The following is a 20607-nucleotide window of genomic DNA, read 5'->3' as shown; positions in this document are numbered from 1 at the left end:
TACACGATCGCAAATGGTGATGCACGGGTTTTGAGTGATTATACCTGTTTTTCTTGCACCATTACTACCTTTCTTCGTCCAAAAATCCATACAGTGTTTACTTGAACCACTGCTTCAGCAAGCCCTATGTACCCCTAAACGTTCTGCTACATCTGTAAGGCTTGGACTTAATCCCGCTTTTAATAGGACTTCTCAAAAGTTAAGCTAGAGTAGGGACTTAGGCTTTATCTCATAGGTGTCAACTTAAGCCTGAAAGTGTGCCAGGGGTTAAAACCCCTGTCTAATAGCTAAAGTCCTCTAAAGAGGACTCATGAGTTTAATGCCATTTCTTCAGTCCTCTTCAGAGGACTTAAGCTTTGAGACAGGGGTTGAAACCCCTGCCGGATTGAAGCTTTGACCTTAAGTTGATACTAATGACCAGTAGAACTAATTAATTGCGTGTGTTATATTTTATAAGTCAAAGTTTTTACGAAATTGCCTAAATGCCTTATAGCCAGTTTACTATCGAACAAATCAAGTCATCGTTTGGAATACGGCTATCGGAAAAAGTAGGAATATTTGCAAATATTCCCGAAGCAAGCTACAGCAATTTTTTATCGGAAACCCTAGATTATAATATTCCACTAGCTTTAGCAATTAACTCAGAAAAATCTCGTTCTGAACTGATTGTCATGCCAATACTAATTGAGCTAAGAAAACAATTTTCCAATCAAATTGGTCTATTTTCTGGCAAAGACTTTACTGTAGATTCCCAAAAAGGCTTAAACGGATTTTGCGATTTTCTGATTAGCAAATCGCCAGAGCAGCTAATCATAGAAGCACCAGTTATTGCTCTAGTAGAAGCAAAAAATGACAATATAGAAACAGGCTTAGGTCAATGTATGGCAGAAATGATTGCCGCTCAGTTATTTAACCATCAAAAAGGAAATGAAATTCAAAAAATTTATGGAGTCATCACAACTGGTAGCCTCTGGAAATTTATGCAACTCGAAGATCAAACTATCACCATTGATTTAAATGAATACTTTTTAGGTAACGTAGGGAAAATAGTTGGGATTCTTAGAAGCTTGATTGAAACTGAATAAATGTCAGGCTATTAGGATTAACACTTATACTATTCTTTGAGATTATTACGAGCTTAGAAATCAACCAGATGGCAAAACTACCCGCTCAAATCCTAATCGCCATTTTTAACTTGCAGCGACAGTTAGTGCAACTAATTGATGCCGCAAAAACAGCAGAGTACAACCTTTTTGAAGAGTATGGCGAGACGGACGAGACTGTTCCTGACTTAGAACAACTGCAAAATGGTACGGAACGCTTAAGAAATCCTTACTCTCGCTTGCATTCGTTTAGCGTTGGTAATCTCGGAGGCTCAACCGACAGCTCCTACTGCTATGCTAGATTTATTAGATGAAACCATCAATGAGGCATCAGCAACAGCCGATGCTGTAGAAGCAAGCACTCAAGAAACTAAAAGGATTTGGAACTTGCCATGAATAACCAACTAAAAATTCCTGATGCAGAGACAAGAGCGCGAAATGTTGCTAATTGGCGTGAAACCATCCGCAAGATAGATGCTTTAACTTTATCACTTGATGAGTTGATCGCGATGGTGGAAGAACACAACCGCCGCAGTCCTCTAACCTACCGCTTAAATAAGTATAAGTACCCAGTCACATCAGAGGGTACGAAAGAGCTTGACTAAAGCATACTCTGATGAATAATTGGAGCAGTTGGAAGCGGAAGTAGATGCGATTTCACTGGAAACAGAGGATTGAATTTTATATTTTTAACCTGTCTAATTCAAATAAGGCTATATTCTCTGCTTTTACTTGAGCGATCGCATCTTTATTCTCATTTTCCAATACAATCCGAGCGTGAAGGTGAGAAATGAGAATTTCCCGCTGAATTTCGCTCAAGTGTCCCAGAAGTGTAATTTCTGGGCCTTCGGAAACGTCTAAATCCTCTTCCATCAAAAGATTCATTGCCACGCAGGATAAGGCTAGATTAGCATCTTCCTCAGAAATGTTGCTGCTGTCTACCAACAAAGTCATCTTATTTTTGTCTGGGTGAGTTGCAATCGCTCTGATCGTCCTCCCTAAATCCTGACATATTAATTCTTCTGATTGGCTCCAATCTGGGAAAATAATTAGGTTAATATCTTTTAATCGCAGGTAGTTTCTAAGCTCATCTACATGATATTTTTGGATTAGTTCGTGGAATAAGGTTCCCATTTGAGCAGAGTAAGAACGACTGTCTAAAAATCTTGGTTTGCTAAGCATTTTTTCCTCGATATGCTCACTTTTTTGCTGGCGTAATTCTCGATTTGTACCAAGTGCGATCGCTATTTCAATATAGGACTCTTCACTACTGACAACTAAATCAGGCATTGCAAGTTCTTGTAGAAGTGCTGCTCCCATCGCAGAGCGGAAGCAAGAGCCTTGTCTTGCTACTATAGGTAGACCAACTTGCAAGGGGTCAATTACAGATGTTGTTCCTGAAAATGGATATGAATCAAGATATATATTCGCTAGCTTTAAGTATTCCTTTATATCATCTCGATTTGGTATAGGATCTGGGTCTAAAATCAGTAACCTATCTACCCCTACACCCTGCCGAGCAAAAGTTTTATTTAGATTTGTCTTAAATACTTCTTTCGCATAAGATTTTGACCAATTTGGACCAAAGGGGTAGAGAACTAAAACTGAATTGGGGACAGCAGCTATTATTTTTGCCCAAGTATTACTCAACTCAGGAGTAATTTTAAACAGGTTAGCACCGCCGATAAAAACTACTGCTGATTCAGCTATGCCAAGCATTTTCCGACTTACTTTAATAGTAGCAGTATTTTGTTCAGACCCATAACTAAAACAGTGAGCAGAACCATCAAGTTTTAACAACTTCTCCTGATAGTGTTGTTCTGCATCCTCAAACCAATCAGTCAACTTACCAGATATATAGTAATCCATATGACGTATACCTGTTGTGACAACTGAGGAAACGCTGGTAACTTGAACTCTGGCTAGTCGGTGGATTGACAGTAAGCAAATTTGGTTGGTTCCGGCTGTAATATTTGTGGCAACGAATAAAATGTCAAGGTCGTCACTGCGAATCAAATTCACCTGATCGGTTAAATTATCAGGCAACAGCTTAAACGAATTAGCACAGCTTTGACAATATAGCTCTAATGGATGTCCCGTGTTAGTAAGAGAATATAAAATAACTTCAAAATCTCTACTGAGATATTCATAAACTGGTAAAGATGCAAATGTTTCTGCTGCTGGGGTAAAATGTGAGGCCAGGATACCTATTCGCTTTTTTCTATACTTGGCATATACAGAGGAAAAATGATAATCAATCTCATGCCCGTTAAGCTTCAGTGCATACTGTAATATCTCCGCTCGCTTTACATAAATATTTTTCAAATTGGCTTCATTAAAATAAAGAGGAATGAAGTTAGCTACTTGTAAAAAACTCATAGCCACATTTTTCCAAAATAAGGAATCTAGATTAGAAAAAATAGATGAGTGTATATAATCCACCCATTCTCGTATATAGTGATAGTAATTATCTGCTTCTCCTATTTTCTGAAAGTAGGGCACATAATTAAGTAGAAATTTTAAATAGTCATTTATAAACCACTGGGGGATAGGAGAAAGGCTGTGCGATAACGGTAAATTATCAGCACGACTGTACAGCATTGCTGCTAACAGGTAATGGACAACCTCTGACTCATTCAATCCTTTACTAATTTGTGTCGATAAAGCATCTATGAAAGCTTTTTCTTCCTGTGTTATGGGTTCCTTCTTTAACGTACTCTTGGTCAGGGAACGATGTACTTCACCCAAGGCTCCTAGATAATTTCTTTCAAGCTGATCTGGTAATACATTAAGCCATCTGTCAGCAATCTGTCTTCGATATTGACGGATATCTGTTATTACATCAGATTCCTTTGAGTTATTTTCATACTGTTCTATACATTTATTAACTGCTATAAAAAATGGATCGAGGTCTGGTTTTTCTTCCAGTATTGGGTTCGCTTTAAACTCATGTTTATCTTTAATTACAACTAATTCAGCTTTAACGTGAATGACGTTATGTGACGATTCTTCATCTTCTAACCGGACAGCTTTAAATGCACCCTTAAATCCATATTTTCTACAAAGCCCTATATAATTGGGAAAATCTATACAATAGTAAAGAAAAGAATTGATATTCCAAAAGCTGACATGAGTAGGATCTTGAAAAGCACCTCGACCGTCAGTAGAAGGAACTAGAATATCAACTTTTGCTCCAGGCTTACAAATTCTCCAAATTTCATTCATTGTATGAATTCTATCTACCAAATGTTCTATAGTGTCGTAGGCTCTAATTTCATCGACACTGTTATCTGGAAAGGGAAATCGCTGATTAAGATCGGCAACAATGTCTACTCCTAAACCAGGACATACATCTACTCCTACAAAATTCTCAGGTTTGCGATCGCCACATCCTAAATCTACACGCACCGTCTCAGATTTTGGAAAAAGCTCTAGATTGGCTTTGCTTAATTGGTTAACACTTTCAGAACTAAGGCTTTTTTTCAAGTATCCAGATGGGTTAAACGTGAAATAAAATTTTTCGCAATCTGTAGATAGGGAGAAAGAAGAATTTTCACTCAGAAACGCTTGTACGGCTTCCATTGGACCCGAACCAAAATCTGGAAAAACAGGATGACCATTAATATTCGTATCTTCAACAATAACATAACTTCCCGGCGTGACCAAGGGGCTATAAAGGCGTAATTCTTGAATCACATGATTAGCACTGTGGTCAGAATCCAAAATAACCAAAACGGGACTTAGACCGGATACTTTTTGCCTGACCCGTTCTATGATTTGTTCAGAAACTGATGAGCCGATCCAGTAAGATATCCGAGAATGTTCAGGTCGCCCGCTGCGTTCTTCAATATCAATACTTACAATTTCGCCATATCGGATGATGTCGCAGAGATGGGCTAAAAATAAAGCACTGCCTCCATTAAATGTTCCGCATTCAATAATTATTTCAGGCTTAATTTCAAAAATAATTTCTTGGTAGATCCATAGGTCAAATGGACATTTAAGAATTGGCACTCCCATCCAACGAGTATTTTGCCAAGTGCCGCCCTCTTGCCCCCGGTCGTAGTAAAATTTATGAAACCCAGTTATAACGTCTTGTTCTGCTTTATTTAGCATAATTAACTTTCCTGAATTGCTTTTACCTAACTAAACTTTTCTTTTTACCTGACCAACAGCTTGATCGGCGATCGCGGCATTTCACGGGCTTTATTATATTTTTTCCCTAAGCCTTCCATTCACAATACCATGCGATCGCTACCAACTAGGTACTAACAAAGCACCTATTCCTATACTGCCCAACTCCGCACCAAAAGCGATCGCGCCTCACCAATTTAAAATTTTGACCTTAACAATTAAGCCAAAACACAAATTTAGTTATTTGTCAAGTATTTAATCAACTAGCTAAAAAAGAAGAGCGATAGCTTTTCTTTTTTAACCACAATCTACCAGTGCTATCCTATGGTAATTCTCCAAATTGCTCTCGATAACGTTCTAGCAACGATTCGAGTTCAGTAGCCCGTTGACTTTCTGCTTCCGCCCGCTGGCGTTCCGCCTCAGCCCGCTGGCGTTCAGCATTTAAAGCTGAAGCCAATTCATCAGGAATCAATAATTTCTCCCCATTATCTTCCCGATAAAAGCCAATAAGTTTACCCTCAATCGCCAAACGCAATTTCAAAGGTTCACTCCGATTATCCGTAATTAATTCATAGGTATCACCCCGCAGTCGATACCCCTGCAATTTTTCTGCAATCCATTCTCCCCTGGGGTCAAACAACCAATACTCCTGAACTTCCAACCTCTCGTACAAGTCTTTTTTGGTAAATTTATCCTCATTCCTAGTGCTCTTTGAAGTCATTTCAAAAATCACCTTCGGAACCTGTCCTTCTTCCCAGGTTTTGTAATTATCTCTGCCCCCTGGTTCCACATCAAAAATTACCATCACATCCGGCGCTACCCGCAACTTTGGGAAACCTTGAGCATAATATAAAAATTGGTTAGCTAAAACCGTAGCTTGGCGATTTGAGAGATATTGTTTTAAGACTTCTAAAGTCACTGAAATTACATAGAAATGATCGTAAGATTCTGCCACTGGTTCTCCATCAGAGCTAGGATAGATAATTTCCGAAGTTTTAAGAGTGGGAACGACTGCGCTCATGGTCGTGCTTCCTGTAATTTATAGCTATATTATAAACCTTTATGTTGTCACCAACAACTACTCAAAGATGCTACATTAATAACTGACTACTTCGATGATAACCCACTATTGAACTCGCGAATCGCCTCAACATGAATAGGCATATTAACACACCGAACGAGCAAGCTAATATCAAGTTCTGGAAGCAATTGGGAACTGGTAATCTGTTCGTATCCTGACTCTCTTAGCGCATACAAAGATAATCGGCTTTTTTCCCAAAACCAAACTTCAGAGATTTTCAGACGTTTATAAGCTTCCAGTTTATCTATACCCCCACTTGTTACTACTACTTCAATCGCTAAATCTGGACGTATTTTATCAGCACCTAATTCATAAGACTTATCTGCTTCACGCTTCACCAGTCCCGATTCATTTTCTAAAGTTACAGACTCCGTAGGAGTGTAATCGACACCTGCTTTTAGCAAGTAAGCTTCAACCAAAGCACCAATACGCCCCTTAACTGTTTCGTGTTTTCTTCCAGGCATTTTCTGAATCTCCAGCACTCCATCTAAAAACGACAACCTAACACCTGGAATATCCAGTAGTGGTTCTAAAGTCTTGAATTGCTCCCAACTTAACCCTGGAAATAGCAATGGCTCATTTAATCTGTCTTGTAATGTTGCTGTCATCGCGATCGCTCCTTATTTAATATTTGTAAATTATCCGAATCATCAGGTTACTTTAAGGATAAACCATTTGGGAATTAATTTCAGGAACAGGAGATTGTTTTACCTTTGCTGTTTGAGAAGGAATAACCATCAACTTAGGCTGCTTATTAAACTGCGGAAACTCTGAAAGCACAGGAGAATTTACAACTGCGGGGCTAGTTGTTACCGCCTCTGAAAAAGGAACCAAAACCTGAGCTACCTGAGCTTGCTGTTGCAACTGCTGAGTCGAACCCAGTAAACTCCCCAATCCCTTAATTAGCCTGCGAATATTATCGCGAAAAGCTGGATCGCCAGTCAACTCATTCAAATCAGAGGTAATCTTCTGCATATTCACAAAAGTAACACGAGCCGAATCCAGAGTTTGTTGTAACACCAGCAAATTTGTAGGATTATTCACAGCAGTTGATAAATCCCGCAAATTCACCGAAGCTTGAGCTGCATTCGCCGATAAAACTTCCAAATTATTGATTAATTGCCCCTGTTCAATTCTGTTAACAACAGGACTTAAACTGCTTACAGCTACTCGTAATTCTTCACTCGCTTGATTAACATTATTCAAGGTTGTCACAAGAGTAGCACGATTAGTTGCTAGCAAAGCATTAGCCTGACTTGCAGTTAAATTAATCTGATTTGCTGCTTGCTTGACAGAATTTGCCGACTCAATCGTAGCACCAGTTATCGCCCTGAGCGAAGCATCCCCCGTTGCCGAAACCTTTCCAATTTCAGCAGAAATCTGTCCTAAATTTCCATTGACAGACTGATTTAAACTCCCCAATTCTTGCCTTGCCAACTGATTTAAACTATCTATTTCCACCTTAATAGACTGACTCAAATTCCCCAATTCAACTTTAGCAGACTGAGTTAAACTAGACAGATCGCGAGTTAGTTTAACCGCATCCTGAGCGGCTACCGCCGTATTTTTTGAAATCGATTTAATATTAGCAAATAACTCCGGGTCATTGTAGAGATTAGTAAAGTGCAAAGCTGAACGAATCAGTTCCTCCAAACTCGCCCCTGCATTACCTTTCAACCGCGAATTATTGCAAATAATCGTATTTGGGCAATTGCTACTCAAAGGATTAGCCGCGATCGCGGAATCTGGCAAAAGCGACAAAGGCGTAATATCAACCGCAGCTTCCCCAATCAAACCAGACTTATTCGCCTCAATTAGCACATCCCGCGAAATTACTAAATCCGCCGGAGCAATTTCTAGCACCACCTCAACCCCATTTGAACCCGGTTTAAGCGCACTAATTTTACCAACGCTCACCCCTCTGTAGCGTACCGGTGTCCCCACCTGCATTCCCTGAACATTTGGGAATTCAACCAATACATGATAGCTACGGTTTCCCAACTGTAATCCCCGCAGCCAGAGGACTAGACCCCCAAACAAACCGAGTCCTAACAGAATCAAAAAACCAACCGAGCCTTCTCGAACCGTTCGCGATCGCATCTTAAACCACCCTTGTTAACAGTTAACAATTAACCGTTAACAGTTAACCATTAACCGTTAACCATTAACAGCTTGAATTGGCCCCGCCACACTACCGCTAAAAAATTGCCGCACCAGCAAATTATCAGTCCTATTAATATCGCTCACAGTTCCCTCCCATTGCACCTTACCTTGATAGAGAAACAAAATGCGGTCAGCAGTACGGCGGATAGTGCTATCTTGGTGAGTCACCATCACATAGGTGCTGCACCCTCCCTGAGCCGCCTGCAAGTCACGGATTAAATCCTCAATCATCGTTGAAGCGATCGGATCTAAACCCGCCGTCGGCTCATCGTACAGCAAAACCTCTGGAGTATCCCTAGAATTATCAGGATTAGCCATAATCGCACGAGCAAAACTCACCCGTTTTCGCATCCCACCCGATAGCTGAGCCGGGTAGCGATCGCCAATTCCTGGCAAACCAACCATCTCCAGCTTTTCATCCACCAATTCTCGAATCCTGTGGCGCGGTAATTTCGAGTGTTGGTAAAGCAGAAAACCAACATTTTCCTCCACACTCAGTGAATCAAACAAAGCCGCCTGTTGAAACACCATCCCAATACCAATCGGATCGGCCACATCATCTACCCATCCCTTACGCCGCTGTCCTTGGACAAAAACTTCACCCGCATCCGGTGCTAGCAAACCTGCAATAATGCGTAGGATTGTTGACTTCCCAGTACCCGAAGGGCCGATCGCAGCCAAAGCTTCGCCTCGATAAATCGTTAGATCCACTCGATCCAAAACCACATTCTTGCCAAAGGACTTACTAATTCCCTTCAGTTCGATCAACGGTTCAGCCATAGGATGTTAAGAAATTATTCTGTTGCCAGTCCCCAGACTCGATCTAGTCCTTAATCCTCAGTTTATAGCGCGATCGCTGATTTAGCGATCGCCGACTAGAAAGTTTTGAGTTTTAAGAGATTTAGGACTTACGCACAGACTAAGAATAAGCAATATCTCCCATCTCCCCTGCTCCCCTGCTCCCCTACTCCCCTACTCCCCTGCTCCCCTGCTCCCCTGCTCCCCATCCTCCCCATCTCCCCCTTTAGCCTGCCCGAAATCCAAACGTCCTGTATGGTAAATTTGTCAGCTCAAGCTGTTCTCACACCTCTGAGACTAATGAATCATGTCAATTAGTTCGCTTCCTAAAGCTCTCCGCGCCCTTGTTAGAGCAAAACAGACCTTTGCTCTGCATCCCGATCGTTCCAGTCGCTCATACCGTGTTGGGCGCGTCTACCAGTGGTTTAAATGGTTAGCCCCTGGACTTTTGGTGAAACGCTGGCTGCTTTTAAGTGCAGGAGGCGTAATCCTTACCAGTTTGGGTCTAGCGATTTGGACTGGAATGACTCCTATTTTTTACACCCTTCAGTTCCTCAAACACTTTTTGGGATGGATTACGGCCGTTGTGCCCAATTATATCTCCGGCCCACTAATGCTCATCGGGGGTATTCTTTTCATCCTTTGGGGTCAAAATCGTAGCTTGAACTCGATTACAAGCGTGTTGATGCCAGAAGGGGACGAGGAATTGGTCGATCGCCTCCTCAATCACCGTCGCTTACATCGAGGGCCGAAGATTGTGGCGATCGGTGGTGGTACGGGTCTTTCTACTTTGTTGAGAGGGCTTAAAGATTACAGCGCTAATATTACAGCGATCGTCACCGTAGCAGATGACGGCGGTTCCTCTGGGCGATTGCGGCGGGAAATTGGGGTTTTGCCACCGGGAGATATTCGCAACTGTTTAGCAGCTTTGGCAGATGAAGAAAAGTTATTAACTGAATTGTTTCAATATCGGTTTCGGGCCGGTGACGGTTTAGTTGGTCACAGTTTTGGGAATTTATTTTTAACAGCGATGAGCGATATTGCTGGAGATTTGGAACAGGCGATCGCAGCTAGTTCTAAAGTGTTAGCCGTTAGAGGACAGGTACTCCCTGCTACTCTCAGCGACGTTCATCTGTGGGCGGAATTAGCCGACGGCCGCAGAATTGATGGCGAATCCAGCATTACAGAAGCTAACGGTAAAATTCTCAAAATTGGCTGCACTCCGGCTAATCCGCCCGCACTACCTAGAGCTTTACAAGCAATTAAAGAAGCTGATTATATTATTATTGGCCCTGGTAGTCTCTACACGAGTGTAATTCCGAATCTTTTAGTATCTGAAATCGCAGAGGCGATCGCCTCTCGCCAAGTTCCCCGCATTTATGTGTGCAACATTATGACCCAACCGGGCGAAACTCAAGGATATACTGTCGCCGATCATATCCGCGCTATTGATAACGCCTGCGGTCAACAGCTATTTGATGCAGTGGTAGTACAGCGCAAAGTTCCCTCTGCAAAAGCCATAATCCGCTACTCTCTAGAAGGCTGCAATCCAGTTATTTTAGACCGCGAGGAAATTACGAGATTAGGACGGAGAATCGTTTTCACTAATGTTATGGATGAAGATGAGAAAACTGGTTTGGTGCGTCACAATTCTCAGCGGTTAGCAAGAATCTTGTTGCGATGGTACAGCAAGGCTCAAAATAATTAAGGACACTTGGACTGTGTTGAATTTTGAGTTAGAAACATAGAGAATTTCTCTGTACTGCATAACTATTATCGGAGTATTGGAATATGAAAATCTCTCTGCCAAATGCTGAAGCGACTCGCTTTTTAGGGGTGGCATTGGGGAGATCGCTCCCCCCAGGTAGCGTAATTTTATTAGAAGGAGATTTAGGTGCTGGCAAAACTAGCCTAGTTCAAGGAATTGGTGAAGGATTGGGAATTAAAGACTCAATTGATAGTCCTACTTTCACCCTGATTAATGAGTATTTAGATGGTCGCGTTCCTCTTTATCACTTAGATTTGTATAGATTAGAAATAAGGGAAGTACAGGCATTAAACTTAGAAACTTATTGGGAAGGGATAGAAATGCCTCTGGGAATTGTTGCTATTGAATGGGCAGAAAGGTTACAATATAAACCTGATAATTACTTGCGGGTTTGTTTGACTTATCAAGATGAGGGGCGACAAGTTGAAATAGTTGGTACTGGAGAATTATCGGATTTCAAATTGGAGATTTGAGATTTTTTATTTATAGCAACGGCTTTCGTGGTTTAAGACACTCCCTCATTGCTTCCACCCTTCATTCTATTAGGACTTACGCAAAACTATGCGTAACGCCGCCATCCTGGCGGTAAAGAAACCGCCTAGAAGGCGGCGTTACGGAATCGTGCGTAAGTCGTGTCTATTCCCTTATTCCCCTAGCCCCTTCTTCAATATTAATCTGGATCGAATGTCAAGGCCTTTCCTCTAACATTTGTATTCAACTTTCCTTGTTCATAAACTACTTGACCTCCCACGATCGTCACGATCGGCCATCCAGTCAAATTCCATCCTTCAAAGGGACTCCAACCACACTTTGTCAATAATTCTTCCCGCAAAACAGGGCGATAATTCTCCAAGTCTACCAATACTAAATCCGCATCATAACCAGCCGCGATCGCACCCTTATTCGGAATCTTATAAGCCTTAGCTACAGCCGCAGACATCCAGTTAGCAACTTGAGCAACTGTACATTTTCCCTCCACAGCTTGCGTTAGCATTAAAGGCAAAGAAGTCTCAACTCCCGGCATTCCTGAAGGCGTATTTGGATAAACTTTAGCTTTTTCTTCTAAAGTATGTGGCGCGTGATCGGTGGCGATAAAATCAATTACACCATCCAGTAAAGCTTGCCAGAGAATTTGATTATCTTGCGGCGATCGCAAAGGTGGATTCATCTGAGCCAATGTCCCAATTTGCTGATAGGCACTTGTATTTAACAACAAGTGTTGCGGCGTAACTTCGGCCGTTACCCAACTCGGTTTATCCTGACGCAATAACTCTGCTTCTTCCCCAGTCGATAAATGCAGTATATGTAGCCGTCGTTGATATTTCTGCGATAATTTTAAAGCCAACTTAGTCGCCAATAAAGCCGCTTCATTGTCCTGAATTTGTGAGTGGATAGCAGGATCTATACTTCCTGCAAATTCCTGCCGCCGTTGTTCAATTCTAGCTTGGTCTTCAGCATGAACGGCAATTAAGCGATTGCCATTACTAAAAATTGCCTCTAACTTCTCTTCTCCACCCACCAACAACGGGCCGTGCATCGAACCCATAAAAATCTTAATCCCTGGTGTCGGATGAGCATCTAGTAGATCGGGCAAATTTTCCGCAGTTGCGCCGATAAAAAAACCATAATTAACTAAACACTTTTCAGAGGCTCGTCTGAGCTTATCATCTAAAGCAGCTTGAGTAGTAGTCAGGGGTCGCGTATTTGGCATTTCCAGAAAAGATGTCACCCCACCCTTAGCGCAAGCACAACTAGCTGTAAATAAATCTTCTTTGTGCTCTAATCCTGGTTCGCGGAAGTGTACTTGCGGGTCAATAACTCCTGGCAATAAAGTTAAACCATTTGCGTCTATTTCTCTGTCATTAGCATCTCCATCAAGGCTAGAGATTTCAGAGGCGACTTGGACTATATCTCCATCGCGTATCTGTACATCGCCCGTCATCAACTCACCGTTAGGCAAAAGGATACGAGCGTGGCGAATAAGCAGGCTTGACGGTGTTGCCATAATTTTGAGCTAAAGTTAATTGTTAACGGCTAACAGTTAACAGTTAACTGTTAATTGTTAACCCTTGACTGTTATAATTTATAGTATTCACATACAAATAGCAATAGAATTTTTGAGTGGAGGGTTAAAACTTCCTGCTAGGGTTTTTCGTCTCTGAACTTTAGTTCAGGGGGTTTTCATGCCATTCTGTTATAATTTGTACCCAGTCCAGTCATTAAAAGCTTATGCCTCGTCTAGACAAGCCAGCAGCAGACGATAATTCCTCTCAAGACCGCGAAAATCCCTGGATAGAAGGACTCAAGACGATTGGCTTAGCAGCAGTCTTGGCCTTTGGCATCCGCACCTTAGTTGCTGAAGCTCGCTATATTCCTACAGGCTCGATGCTGCCAACGTTGCAGATTAACGATCGCCTGATTATAGATAAGTTGAGCTACCGCTTCCAAGAGCCGGAACGGGGAGATATTGTGGTATTCATGCCTCCCGACTCTGCGAGTCTGTGTACGGGACAGCCACCGCCGTTGAAAGATGCTTATATTAAGCGAGTAATCGGCTTACCTGGAGAGCAAGTGGAGGTTAAGGAGGGAAAGGTTTACATCAATAATCAGCCTATTCAGGAAAAGTATATTGAAGAAATCCCGCATTATCCCTATGGGCCTGCGATCGTACCCAAAAATTCTTACTTGGTGCTTGGCGACAATAGGAATGCTAGCTGTGACAGCCATTACTGGGGTTTTGTCCCTAGTGGCAATATCATAGGCCGTGCTGTTGTTCGTTTTTGGCCTCCTAATCGCGCTGGATATGTAAATCCAGATCCTTTATATCCTAGTAAAACTAAGTAGTTAATTGTTAACAGTTGACTGTTAATTGTTAAGTAGGACTTACGCAAAATCATCTGTAACGCCGCCATCTTGGCGGTGACTTGACCGCCAAGATGGCGGCGTTACGTAGACTGTGCGTAAGTCCTGTATTAATTCCATGTTTTCACAACTTTACCGATAAGCTGTTGACCTAGCCAAGGCGTATTTACAGAGAGGGATTTCAGGGTTTGCTGTTCGACTTTCCAACTCTGTTGAGGGTTAAACAAAGTTAATTCTGCCGACATTCCTGGTAGTGCGGTGATGGGAGTTTGTCGGATACAAAGGGATGGCCCTGTACTTAAAACTTGCCACAGTTCTAAGGCTGACAATTTGCCTGTTTCAACTAATCCTTGCCACAGTAAAGATAAGGCTAATTCTAAACCGATCGCCCCTGGGGGAGTATCTGCAAAAGCAACGGTTTTTTCTTCGTAAGTGTAGGGACTATGATCGATCGCGATCGCATCGATCACTCCCTCTTTGACTCCTTGAATTAACGCTAATTGGTCGTTAGGATTACCTAAAGGCGGTTCTAAGCGCAAACTTGGGTCATAAGGGAACGAAAATCTCCCCCGCTCTCCCATCCCAGCGATCGCATCGGTATTCAGCAATAAGTGCATCCAAGTTGTACTCGCAGTGACGGGTAAGCCTCGTTTTTTAGCTGTTTTAATCAGTTCGACGCTGCGATCGCAAGAAACGCGCATTATATGGACAGGAGTACCCGTAGCCTCGACTAATTCCAATAAAGCTGCTAAAGCCGAAGTTTCTGCGATCGCGGGATTTCCTGGCAAACCCAAAGTAATTGACTGCACTCCCTCACGCGCCGCCCCATTTCCCGCCAACTTGCGATCGCACGGCCAAAAAGCCACAGGCAACTCAAAAGGCTTCACATATTCCAATAAACGTCTCACCAGAGCCAGATTAGACAGCGGTAAACCGTCCGAAAATCCAATTATCCCCACATTTGCCAAATCTGCTAACTCCGCCATCTGTTGTCCTTCTAAACCCAAAGTGAGAGCACCCCAGAATTGGATTTTAGCTTTGGGATTTGGGACTTTAGACTTCAGGAGTGCCAAACCCCCAGGATGATCTAACGGCGGTGTCGTTGTCGGTAAAATCGCCAATCGGGTAAAACCACCCGCCGCCGCTGCTTCCATTAGAGATTCCAGAGTTTCCCGTTCCTCAAACCCCGGTTCCCCGCTGTGGCTGTAAATATCCACCAATCCAGGCCCTAGAATTAGACCTTGGCATTCCCGTACTTGAGTATCTGGCGGCCAGTCAGAAATACTTTCCTGAACTGCTTTAATATCACCGTTTTCGATTAGAACATCCGCGATCCGATCTGTTCCAGAAACGGGATCTAACACTCGCACTTGTTGAAGCAGTTCACCATTCATAATAGTAATTGTTAGTTATTAGTTATTAGTTATTAGTTGTTAGTTGTTAGTTGTTAGTTGTTAGTTAGTTAGTTAGTTTATCATTACGGCGGTTGAAACCGCATCTACACAGACGAAACCCGCCTACGCGGGTTACAAATTCTTTCTACAGTCCGCGTAGGCGGACTTTGGTTGTGTAGCCGCGATTTCAATCGCCCACCCAATAAACTTTTAATTCTAAAGAGCTCCTGCGGCCGTTTTGTCAAGGACTCCTGCGGCTAAATGAGTAGTAATATTCATCGCTTGCAACACAGGCAGACCGTCTGAGCCATTAGGATAATCAATGACACTGACAGCACCATTTCCCTGTTTAAACTTCCAGAAATCCTTCGGTTCTAAGCCAAATAAATGACACAGAATAGCCTTATTAATAGCATCGTGAGCGACAACAATCCCAGTCCCAGAAGCCGATGCAACTATTTCTTGCCAAGCTGCAATCGCTCTTTCCCAAACTTGTTGTAAATTTTCACCCTCTGGCATTTGCACATTTTCCGGGCTAGTTTTCCATTCATCTAGAAGGCCGGGATAGGATTGCTCAATTTCACTTTCAAATTTTCCTTCCCAAAGTCCATGACTAATTTCCCTGAGTTCATTATTTAGCTGCAATTCAATCTCTGGGTGATGTTGCAGAATAATCTCAGCAGTTTCCTTCGGCCGTAGCATTGAACTACTAATAGCAAAATCTAGCTTAACCTCTTTCAGAAACTCAGCAGACCGCCGTGATTGTTCTCTACCATTTTCATTGAGAGGAACATCAATTTGTCCTTGAAATTTGCCAGCTTTATTCCAGTCAGTTTCGCCGTGACGCACCAACAATAAACGCGGCCCGCGATGGCTTTCTCTTGGTTTGGGAAAAATTTCCCCAACATGAGAAGTGAGATTCATTGATTCTAACTGAACTGCACCTAGCTGACCTTCAGAACCTACTAATGGTGCAAAATTCAGGACAGTTATACCGCAGTTAGATTGTTGGATGGAATGGTAGTAAGCAGGAGGAATGCCCAAGGCAGTACCGATTAAAGCGCGGTTAATGCCATTATGAGCTACTACTAAAATTGTGCCTCCGTTGTGGCGGGGTAGAACATCTTGCCAAAATCGACGAGCACTTTCAAAGACTGTTAATACGGGAAAGTTTTCGATTTGTCCTTCATTTGATGACACCACCATCGAAAATTTGTCTGGTTGCTCTTGCCAGCAGCGGTAGTCTTCTGGGAATTTTTCTAGTACATCTTGGCGTAACATCCCTGCCCAGAGGGGCAAATCTATTTCCATGATTTGCTCTGTCGCCTGCAAAGGGGGTGGGGTTTGAAAGCAGGAGAGGATGATTTCTGCTGTTTGTTTGGCTCGTTGCAGGGGGCTGCAATAGGCGCTGTCAAAGCTCAGACCATTGAGAATAGCACCTACTTGAGCGGCGGCGGTGCAGCCTTTTTCTGTCAATACAGATTTATCGAGGCGGCCTTGGATGCGGCGCTCTTTGTTGAAGGTGCTTTGGCCGTGACGGACTAGGATTACGCGGGTACTCAGGGTTCATCCTCCAAGAAAATTAAGGGCAAAAGCCCTTACTGCTCGAACTGGGCAATTTTGGAAACTGCCAGCCGATGAAGGGTCATCAGTATTTTATACTGCGTTGGGGACAGTTGGGGAGTTGTAACGTTAATATTTACTAGAACTAGAGTTTGCCGACAAAGCCTGAAGATTCAAGGATTATACAGCCTAGAAAAGCCCCTTGTCAAGCCTTTAAAACAGATAATTTTTCCGTAACTTAGGTATATTCAGGCAGATTTTATGCTGAAATACGGTTAACAGAGGCAAGCTGGAGAATCCGATGACAGAAAAGCGGTCGATTTTAGAAACAGTGAAACGGTTGATCTTAGTAATTTTAACCGTAGGGGCGATCGCCCTTGTCGGCCTATCCTTACTCCAAAGCTGGAATCAGCCACAAATTCAAAGCCGACTTGAACTATACCAGACCAACTTACTACTCCACGCTGCCGAATGGCAAGGAGAAAATAGCTCTAGTTCTAATCTAACTGCTGCCCGGACAACTCTCGTCGGCGATGAACCATTCAAAGCAGCTTTGAAGCAATATCAAGAAGCTCAACAATCTGCTAAAACCAGTCTGGAAAAGAAATTACAGGAGTTAGCTAATCCAGAATTAAAGCCAGTTAACCGCCAACAATTGCCAACTGAAATCAATGGCTTAAAGCGATTGAGTGCTGAACTTGGCGTAAGATTGGGATTATTACAGGTACAGGATGGAAGAACGGATACTGCGATCGCAACTTGGGAAGATGTAATCAAGGGAGAAAATGACAAGAATTCTGCCGATGAGTCAGCGAAAACTGCTAAAGTTTTATTAGCATTGTGGAGTAACCCGGCTCAATTATTGCCGAATGCACAGCCGCAGATTCAAAAGCATTTAGATGGCTGGTTCCGCTACAGGGCGCTGAGTCAATTATATCAATTGCAGGAACGTTTTGAGGAGTTGCGATCGCTACAAGCATCTGAGCAATTTATCGCCGAACAAGCTGTAGGAAAATTAGCAATTGTAACTGGTATTCCAGGGTTAGGATTTTTAATCGGTATCGGGTTACTGGTATTTTTGGGGATTCAATGGTTAGTTTCTCGAAAACAGTTAGATCCAGCTAATTCTGCTTCTGGCCCAATTCTTTTACGCAATGGAAATTTAGCTTGGGATACCCCTTGGGATGGGGAAACTATTTGGGAAGTTCTTGTTTTCGGCTTTTTCTTTGTTGGGCAAATCTTAATCCCTTTGTTAGTACCCCTAGCCTTAGCATTCCTTCAGCTTAATCCTACTACCTTTGATGCCCGCACTAAGGCTTTTTATATTCTTGCTAATTATGTATTGTTAGCCACTGGAGGAATTTCGGTACTTTTCCTCTGTATCAAACCATTTTTGCCCTTACCTGAAGGGTGGTTTCGGGTTAAACTAGGAGGAAGTTGGTTTTTGTGGGGATTGGGAGGCTATTTTGTCGCCTTGCCTTTAGTGATTTTGGTATCCCTAATTAATCAGCAAATATGGCAGGGAAAAGGTGGGAGTAATCCGATTTTACCGATCGCATTGGAAAGTAAAGACGGGATAGCTTTAGCAGTGTTTTTCGCGACGGCATCGATCGCGGCCCCAATTTTTGAGGAAATCATCTTTCGAGGGTTTCTGCTGCCTTCTCTGACCCGCTACTTGCCTGTTTGGGGGGCGATCGCCCTTAGCGGATTCGTGTTCGCGATCGCACACTTGAATGCTTCGGAAGTTCTACCATTGGCAACTTTGGGCATAATTTTGGGGTTCGTCTATACGCGATCGCGCAACCTCCTAGCTCCCATGTTACTTCACAGCCTGTGGAACAGCGGCACTCTCCTCAGCTTATTTATCTTGGGTAGCGGCACAAATTGAATCACAAGAGTTAGACTAAGGGAATAAATGTAAACTTTTGCGTTTTTTCCGAAAAACCTATGCTAAAAGTGTAGCTGCAACTGTTCAGCAACTTGACCTCTTGCTAATTTTTGTGTAAATTTTAGTAAGGATGAGGCAGCAAAACCATGAGTAATGTAGATAGTCGCAAGTTTGAAGGAAAATCCACTTGGATGCGTCTGTTGCCATACGCAACATTAGGCATTCTAGTATTCTCTTTAAACTCGGCCAGCGACCTCAATTATTTCTTGAAAGGCTACTTGGTGCTGCTTGAAGCTCAAGCTGGTATAGTTTTAATATATTTTTTGATGTCAAAACTAGCCAGAAGCAAGAAACGTTAAAGTAGTAAGGGTGAAGCATTCCCGTCAATAATTTATTGGCGATCGTCAAAGATTTACTGCCGGAATCCTTTGCGCCTATACATATATTTGCAAAAATGGGATAGTCCCAACTAAAATCAGTAAGTAGATGAGTGGGAAAATATGTATATATGTCATTGCGAGTGAAACGAAGCAATCGCAGGGGCGATCCCAACTTTACATCCTGTTACACAGCAAGGTTTATTTGCGTCTACCTACTTAATGTTACCTAGCTTGAATGTTAAAATGTGAGGCAAGAGGTAAAAACGATGAAAGATAAAAGTGTAGCGATTTTACTAACTTTCTTTTTAGGGGGAATAGGGATTCATAAATTTTATTTAGGGTACAACTTTGCCGGAGTATTGTACTTGCTTTTTTGTTGGACATTCATCCCAGCAATCATCGCATTTTTTGACTTTATCGGCTTAGTTTTGATGTCAGATCAAGCATTTCAAGCTAAATATAACGGCGGAAGCTTGCCAGGGGGTGGGAACTCATTGAGATCGGCCAAAGATGTAACTGGTGCTTTAGCAGACCTGAAAAAACTTTATGATATGGGTGCGATCACAGCAGAAGAATATGAAGAGAAACGCCAAAAACTTTTGAAAGATTTGTAAGAAGGGGCTAGGGGCTAGGGTAAGAGGGTAAGAGGGTAAGAGGGAAATAGAATCGATGGTTTCAGCTACGATCGAGTGTCCTAACCGTCTTGGCGGTTGCTATAAAACTAAAAGTTGTTAAAGGTGGAGTGAAAGTGTCGCAAGATTCCTTGTTTCAGCAAGTGCCGAAGTGGGTTTGGTGGTCTTTCTTCCCAGGTTTCGGAGGATTAGCAATTGCCTATGCAGGTCAAAAATCTAATACTCCTAGTTGGGTGGCTGGTGGTGTAGCTATTACGATCGCAGCATTAGCATTATCTTCAACTAATTTATCAGCGATAATCTGGCTGGCTCAAATTGTCACTGCCTTCTCCTTGAAAAAGCGCTATCTGATCAAGACTTCTCCCAGAGGTTTACTCATTCCCGAAGATGCTGATACTGCAACATTAATTGCCAATATTCGCGGCAAAATAGATATTAATGATTGTTGCAAAAACGATCTTGTCAACGTTTTGGGATTACCGATTGTCTACGCCAACGACATAGAATCATTGCAGAATGAAGGATATATTTTTACCCATTTAGAGGAACTGTCAGAAATCGCCGGAATTCCAGAGATTCAGGTGAAACGGATCGCCCCAATGGTGACATTCAGCTATGATTACAAAAAAGAAGTCCATTTAACTTGGAAGCGCTTAAATATACTTTCAGGACAAGAACTAATTGAGTGCGGTATTGAACCAGCAGTTGCCAAAAAAATCTTTGAAGAAAGGCGGCGCAAAGGCGAATATAGATCAGTAATTGATGTCAAGCGGCGGACGGGAATACCTTTTCATTCCTATCGCCAAATTCTGTAGAAAACGTAACGCCGCCGTCCCGGCGG

18 protein-coding genes are annotated in these 20607 nt (G+C 42.5%); 10 read left to right on the top strand and 8 right to left on the bottom strand.

The features are described from left to right. Window positions 1-482 precede the first annotated feature (482 nt). The 3 genes from PY364_RS23095 to PY364_RS23085 all read left to right on the top strand — a co-directional run bounded on the left by PY364_RS23095 (window position 483) and on the right by PY364_RS23085 (window position 1708). Entirely contained in the window at window positions 483-1085 is a 603-nt protein-coding gene (locus PY364_RS23095) for a hypothetical protein (protein WP_275526682.1), read from the top strand. A 68-nt stretch (window positions 1086-1153) separates the two neighbouring features. Then, window positions 1154-1417 carry a hypothetical protein gene (locus PY364_RS23090; RefSeq protein WP_275526680.1) on the top strand — a complete coding sequence of 88 codons (264 nt, stop codon included), beginning with the start codon at window positions 1154-1156 and terminating at the stop codon, window positions 1415-1417. 78 nt (window positions 1418-1495) lie between these two features. Beyond that, window positions 1496-1708, top strand: coding sequence for a hypothetical protein (locus PY364_RS23085; protein ID WP_275526678.1), 213 nt, complete (start codon window positions 1496-1498; stop codon window positions 1706-1708). Between the two features lie 76 nt (window positions 1709-1784). Here the strand turns inward: PY364_RS23085 and PY364_RS23080 are convergent, their stop codons facing one another. The 5 genes from PY364_RS23080 to PY364_RS23060 all read right to left on the bottom strand — a co-directional run bounded on the left by PY364_RS23080 (window position 1785) and on the right by PY364_RS23060 (window position 9261). Continuing rightward, entirely contained in the window at window positions 1785-5219 is a 3435-nt protein-coding gene (locus tag PY364_RS23080; protein ID WP_275526676.1) for a CmcI family methyltransferase, read from the bottom strand. A gap of 340 nt (window positions 5220-5559) precedes the next feature. After that, complete coding sequence (locus tag PY364_RS23075) at window positions 5560-6258, bottom strand: Uma2 family endonuclease (RefSeq protein WP_275526673.1); 699 nt, start codon at window positions 6256-6258, stop codon at window positions 5560-5562. Window positions 6259-6344: 86 nt separating this feature from the next. Further along, on the bottom strand, window positions 6345-6926 hold the full coding sequence (locus PY364_RS23070) for a Uma2 family endonuclease (protein WP_275526671.1): 582 nt from the start codon (window positions 6924-6926) through the stop codon (window positions 6345-6347). A gap of 52 nt (window positions 6927-6978) precedes the next feature. Beyond that, window positions 6979-8418 (bottom strand): MlaD family protein, encoded by a 1440-nt coding sequence (locus PY364_RS23065; protein WP_275526669.1) that lies wholly within the window; start codon window positions 8416-8418, stop codon window positions 6979-6981. Window positions 8419-8475: 57 nt separating this feature from the next. Continuing rightward, the gene (locus tag PY364_RS23060; RefSeq protein WP_275526667.1) at window positions 8476-9261 is read right to left on the bottom strand and encodes an ABC transporter ATP-binding protein; all 786 of its coding nucleotides are present in this window, start codon (window positions 9259-9261) and stop codon (window positions 8476-8478) included. 325 nt (window positions 9262-9586) lie between these two features. On the opposite strand from PY364_RS23060, the gene PY364_RS23055 reads away from it, so the two are divergent. Beyond that, the gene (locus tag PY364_RS23055) at window positions 9587-10987 is read left to right on the top strand and encodes a gluconeogenesis factor YvcK family protein (RefSeq protein WP_275526665.1); all 1401 of its coding nucleotides are present in this window, start codon (window positions 9587-9589) and stop codon (window positions 10985-10987) included. Between the two features lie 83 nt (window positions 10988-11070). Continuing rightward, window positions 11071-11520: a tRNA (adenosine(37)-N6)-threonylcarbamoyltransferase complex ATPase subunit type 1 TsaE gene (tsaE, locus tag PY364_RS23050; protein WP_275526663.1), complete on the top strand. Its 450-nt coding sequence runs from the start codon at window positions 11071-11073 to the stop codon at window positions 11518-11520. Window positions 11521-11717: 197 nt separating this feature from the next. Here tsaE and PY364_RS23045 read toward each other — a convergent pair whose 3' ends face one another. Beyond that, complete coding sequence (locus PY364_RS23045) at window positions 11718-13052, bottom strand: dihydroorotase (RefSeq protein WP_275526661.1); 1335 nt, start codon at window positions 13050-13052, stop codon at window positions 11718-11720. 224 nt (window positions 13053-13276) lie between these two features. Here PY364_RS23045 and lepB point away from each other — a divergent pair, with 224 nt between their 5' ends. Next, on the top strand, window positions 13277-13891 hold the full coding sequence (gene lepB, locus PY364_RS23040; RefSeq protein WP_275526659.1) for a signal peptidase I: 615 nt from the start codon (window positions 13277-13279) through the stop codon (window positions 13889-13891). Between the two features lie 128 nt (window positions 13892-14019). Here lepB and PY364_RS23035 read toward each other — a convergent pair whose 3' ends face one another. Then, window positions 14020-15303, bottom strand: coding sequence for a dihydroorotase (locus tag PY364_RS23035; RefSeq protein WP_275526657.1), 1284 nt, complete (start codon window positions 15301-15303; stop codon window positions 14020-14022). 216 nt (window positions 15304-15519) lie between these two features. Continuing rightward, a complete protein-coding gene (locus tag PY364_RS23030; protein ID WP_275526684.1) occupies window positions 15520-16866 on the bottom strand; it encodes a histidine phosphatase family protein in 1347 nt (448 codons plus the stop codon). A 301-nt stretch (window positions 16867-17167) separates the two neighbouring features. Between PY364_RS23030 and PY364_RS23025 the strand changes: the two genes are divergently transcribed. From PY364_RS23025 to PY364_RS23010, 4 genes are all read left to right on the top strand, one after another. Continuing rightward, a complete protein-coding gene (locus PY364_RS23025; RefSeq protein ID WP_275526655.1) occupies window positions 17168-18754 on the top strand; it encodes a type II CAAX endopeptidase family protein in 1587 nt (528 codons plus the stop codon). A gap of 146 nt (window positions 18755-18900) precedes the next feature. After that, window positions 18901-19113 (top strand): hypothetical protein, encoded by a 213-nt coding sequence (locus tag PY364_RS23020; protein WP_275526653.1) that lies wholly within the window; start codon window positions 18901-18903, stop codon window positions 19111-19113. 287 nt (window positions 19114-19400) lie between these two features. Beyond that, window positions 19401-19748 carry an NINE protein gene (locus PY364_RS23015; RefSeq protein ID WP_272030200.1) on the top strand — a complete coding sequence of 116 codons (348 nt, stop codon included), beginning with the start codon at window positions 19401-19403 and terminating at the stop codon, window positions 19746-19748. A 134-nt stretch (window positions 19749-19882) separates the two neighbouring features. Continuing rightward, complete coding sequence (locus tag PY364_RS23010) at window positions 19883-20581, top strand: helix-hairpin-helix domain-containing protein (protein ID WP_275526651.1); 699 nt, start codon at window positions 19883-19885, stop codon at window positions 20579-20581. The last annotated feature ends 26 nt before the right edge of the window (window positions 20582-20607 follow it).

Source organism: Kamptonema sp. UHCC 0994, from assembly GCF_029167235.1.
GTDB lineage: Bacteria > Cyanobacteriota > Cyanobacteriia > Cyanobacteriales > Microcoleaceae > Kamptonema.
Note: the sequence above shows the minus strand (reverse complement) of the source record. Positions and strands in the feature narration are given on the sequence as shown.

Coding starts and splice junctions, on each gene's coding strand:
- tsaE (WP_275526663.1), top strand. CDS start 11,071: ATGAAAATCTCTCTGCCAAATGCTGAAGCGACTCGCTTTTTAGGGGTG.
- PY364_RS23085 (WP_275526678.1), top strand. CDS start 1,496: ATGAATAACCAACTAAAAATTCCTGATGCAGAGACAAGAGCGCGAAAT.
- PY364_RS23020 (WP_275526653.1), top strand. CDS start 18,901: ATGAGTAATGTAGATAGTCGCAAGTTTGAAGGAAAATCCACTTGGATG.
- PY364_RS23045 (WP_275526661.1), bottom strand. CDS start 13,052: ATGGCAACACCGTCAAGCCTGCTTATTCGCCACGCTCGTATCCTTTTG.
- PY364_RS23025 (WP_275526655.1), top strand. CDS start 17,168: ATGACAGAAAAGCGGTCGATTTTAGAAACAGTGAAACGGTTGATCTTA.
- lepB (WP_275526659.1), top strand. CDS start 13,277: ATGCCTCGTCTAGACAAGCCAGCAGCAGACGATAATTCCTCTCAAGAC.
- PY364_RS23080 (WP_275526676.1), bottom strand. CDS start 5,219: ATGCTAAATAAAGCAGAACAAGACGTTATAACTGGGTTTCATAAATTT.
- PY364_RS23075 (WP_275526673.1), bottom strand. CDS start 6,258: ATGAGCGCAGTCGTTCCCACTCTTAAAACTTCGGAAATTATCTATCCT.
- PY364_RS23055 (WP_275526665.1), top strand. CDS start 9,587: ATGTCAATTAGTTCGCTTCCTAAAGCTCTCCGCGCCCTTGTTAGAGCA.
- PY364_RS23060 (WP_275526667.1), bottom strand. CDS start 9,261: ATGGCTGAACCGTTGATCGAACTGAAGGGAATTAGTAAGTCCTTTGGC.
- PY364_RS23065 (WP_275526669.1), bottom strand. CDS start 8,418: ATGCGATCGCGAACGGTTCGAGAAGGCTCGGTTGGTTTTTTGATTCTG.
- PY364_RS23090 (WP_275526680.1), top strand. CDS start 1,154: ATGGCAAAACTACCCGCTCAAATCCTAATCGCCATTTTTAACTTGCAG.
- PY364_RS23070 (WP_275526671.1), bottom strand. CDS start 6,926: ATGACAGCAACATTACAAGACAGATTAAATGAGCCATTGCTATTTCCA.
- PY364_RS23095 (WP_275526682.1), top strand. CDS start 483: ATGCCTTATAGCCAGTTTACTATCGAACAAATCAAGTCATCGTTTGGA.
- PY364_RS23015 (WP_272030200.1), top strand. CDS start 19,401: ATGAAAGATAAAAGTGTAGCGATTTTACTAACTTTCTTTTTAGGGGGA.
- PY364_RS23035 (WP_275526657.1), bottom strand. CDS start 15,303: ATGAATGGTGAACTGCTTCAACAAGTGCGAGTGTTAGATCCCGTTTCT.